Genomic DNA, 505 nt, shown 5'->3' on the forward strand with positions numbered 1-505 from the left:
CGGCCACGCGCGCCGAGGTCGGCGTCGCGGCGCGGCTGCTCGGCGGCCAGGGCGGCGTGCGCTTCGGCGCGGAGTTCACCCAGGCCGCGGTGCTGCGCGGCGGGCTGGGCGAGGCGCGCGTGGTCCACCTCGCGACCCACGCCCTGCTGCCCGGCGAGCTCTCCTGCCTCTCCGAACCGTCGCTGATGGTCTCGCCGCCGCGCGGGGCGCCGGACGCCTCGGGCGCCTTCATCCCGGCCTCGACGCTGCTCGGCCTGCGGCTGGATGCCGACCTGGTGATCCTCTCGGCCTGCAACACCGGCAGCACGCCGGGCGGCGCGGGCGCCGGCGGCGAGGGGCTGGCGGGCCTGGCGCGCGCCTTCTTCTTCGCCGGCACGCGGGGGATCCTGGCGACGCATTGGGCGGTGGACGATTTGGCCGCGGCGCTGCTGGTCGCCGGCACGCTGGAGCGGGAGCGGGGCGGCGCCACGGCGGCCGCGGCGCTGCGCGGCGCGCAGCTGCGCCT

General features: G+C 79.6%; 1 protein-coding gene. It reads left to right on the forward strand.

The genetic code is table 11. The annotated features are described in order from the left end of the window. The coding region (locus OZN99_RS33385) for a CHAT domain-containing protein (RefSeq protein WP_270939449.1) at positions 1–505 on the forward strand (505 nt) is incomplete at both ends.

Source organism: Falsiroseomonas oryzae, assembly GCF_027856955.1.
GTDB classification, from domain to species: Bacteria; Pseudomonadota; Alphaproteobacteria; order Acetobacterales; family Acetobacteraceae; genus Falsiroseomonas; species Falsiroseomonas oryzae.